This is a genomic window from Pelovirga sp. C15f (assembly GCF_057178085.1).
Genome location: NZ_JBXUCV010000018.1, coordinates 1 through 2650 on the forward strand (window position 1 = coordinate 1; position 2650 = coordinate 2650).

Consider the following 2650-nt stretch of genomic DNA (forward strand, 5'->3'; position numbering starts at 1 on the left):
AGAATGGATTGAAGCAGCCCTGGCCTCGAACCGGCAGCAACGGGAAGAGGTGTGGAGCCGAAGTATCGCCGTCGGCAGTGCCGCGTTCGTGCAGAAGACCAAGGAACTGCTGGGCTTGCGGGCCAAGGGGCGAAAGGTCGTCCTGGTGGGCGATGCTTTCATGCTGCGCGAAGCGCAAGAGCCATATGGCACCGATTTTACCTCTGAAAATCGACCTATAGGGGTGAAAGCCGGGTAATTACGGGGCGTTTTCTCTTAAGTTTCAGGGGGATATCTTGGTCCGACCCCATCTGTAGGGGTCAAGGGAGCATACACAATGGTTAGCGCGAAAGGATGTTGTTTGATTCATCTAACAATTACATCAAGACGGATTGCTAATTCCGCTTCGCTCCATTGCAACCGCTTATGCAAAACGTTAGCTGAAAAAATGGAGATACAATGAAATCAATTGGAGAACTGAATTTAGGGTTTCGTGATGCAGAAAGTTATAAAACAAAAAGTAATAAAGAATTATTAAATAGTATCTTTTTGAGAACAAATATCCTTGATGAACTAGCTGATCAAAACAAGTATTTTCTGATCGGTGAAAAAGGAACCGGTAAAACGGCTTATGCTGTTTATTATGCAAATAATAATTTCAACAACACAAATTCATCAATAAAATACATTCGAGAAACAGAGTATAAAAAATTTGTAGAAATGAAAAATAAGCACCAATTGACATTGACTGATTACACTAATATCTGGAAAGTAATCTTAATGTTACTAGTTTCAGAATTAATAATTTCCAGAGAGCTCAAGGCTGGGTTGTTTAGGAATTTTTCAAAATTTAATGCACTAAAAGAATCTGTAGACGAATTTTATTTAAATTCTTTTTCTCCTGAAATACTTAGCGCTATAAACTTCGCTGAAGAATCATCCTTAAGCGCGAGCATTCTAAATAAATATTTCAATATCGCCGGTGCAGAAAAAGAGAAAATTGAATTCTCAGAAACCCGATTTCAAATCAACCTTCTATATATTCAAAAACATTTCGAAGAAGCCCTCTCGTCGCTTTCGCTGAAAGAAAACTATACAATTTTCATTGACGGAATAGATGTTCGTCCTTTTGATTTGGAATACAACGACTATCTTGATTGTGTAAAGGGGTTAGCCAATGCGATATGGTCACTTAATAGTGATTTTTTTGGAAATATCAAGGACTCAAAAGGCAGATTAAAGGCCATCCTTCTTGTGAGACCAGACATATTTGACAGCATTGGCTTCCAAAACCAGAATAGCAAGGTTAGGGACAACAGTGCTGTGCTTAATTGGCTGACCTACTATCCTGAACATAGAAATTCTGACCTGTTTCAACTAGCAGATAAGCTTCTTTCCTTTCAGCAAGAAAAGAGCCTTGAAGAAGGTGAAGCGTGGGACTACTACTTCCCATTCAATACAAGAAATGTTTTTTATGAAACGGAAAACCTTACTTCATTCGTTTCAATATTAAGATATTCCCTATATAGACCTAGAGGCGTATCGGTAATACTGAGTATTTTAAAAGAAAACTTTATAGAGCAAAAAAGAAATTCAGAAGACAAGTTTTCTGAAGAGGACCTTTTAAGTCCTATGTTCACACGCAAATATGCAGATTACTTTCTTGGAGAAATAAAAGATCATTTGTCTTTTTATTATCCTGCCAGTGACTATGAATATTTCATAAAATTCTTCCAATTCCTAGACGGCAATAGCAGGTTCACGTATGACGAATATATAATTGCGTTCAAGAAGTACATGGAGTTTCTCTCAGAGAATGGCATTAAGAACCCTGGCTACACCAAAACAGCTGATTTTTTCTTACAGTTTCTATACGAAACAAATGTTCTTGGCTACGTCATTGACACCGAAGATAAGCCTTATTTTGGTTGGTGCCATAGAGAGAGGTCTCCTTCAAATATCTCACCAAAGGTAAAAACTGGGGTCAGATACGATGCCCATTACGCTGTGATGAAAGCACTAGACCTAGGGAAAAAACATAAGAAAATCAGCTAACACTTATCAGGCCCCCGTTGGTCAAGGGCAAAAAAATCCCTGACCCGAAAAAGTAGTCTTTTCGTTCTTTGACAAACGACTGATCAACTCTCGACCATCCGGCTTCCGGCTTGGGATTCGACCCTGGTTGCAGACGTATTCTGCACCAAACACTTATCGAGGCTCTTTTTTACAGGGCTCGGTTCAATATTCACCGTTTTCCCCTGCTGCCTGGAATCACTGACGTACCCTTGTGCCGTTCCAATCAAAACGTCAGGGTGCGAAAACCACCTCGAGGATTTGGGGTCGGACCAAGACAAGTAGCTGAAATTGCATTGAAATGACCATGAAAAGCATTCAAGAATGGGTTTATGGCCTGATTTTCACAGTCAAAATCGTGGGTTTGCAGGATCAATTATCATTCTATTGCATTACATGGAGGGGAGCATGGCAAGAGCTAATCGTCATTTCATCCCGGGGTGCATTTGGCACATTACGCATCGCTGCCATCAGGCGGAATTCCTGCTGCGTTTTGCCCATGATCGCTCCCGCTTTGTCACTTGGCTTGGCGAGGCCCGTAAGCGCTACGGTCTACAACTTCTGAACTACACCGTCACCTCTAACCATGTTCATCTTT

General features: G+C 40.7%; 2 protein-coding genes and 1 pseudogene. All 3 read left to right on the forward strand.

Going from position 1 to position 2650, the window contains the following annotated elements; all coding sequences use genetic code 11:
* Positions 1-238: pseudogene (locus tag AC1931_RS15345) on the forward strand (hypothetical protein); the annotation flags it as partial.
* Positions 239-438: 200 nt separating this feature from the next.
* Positions 439-2034 carry a P-loop ATPase, Sll1717 family gene (locus tag AC1931_RS15350; RefSeq protein ID WP_483878150.1) on the forward strand — a complete coding sequence of 532 codons (1596 nt, stop codon included), beginning with the start codon at positions 439-441 and terminating at the stop codon, positions 2032-2034.
* Between the two features lie 426 nt (positions 2035-2460).
* The coding region (locus AC1931_RS15355; protein WP_483878151.1) for a transposase at positions 2461-2650 on the forward strand (190 nt) is incomplete at its 3' end.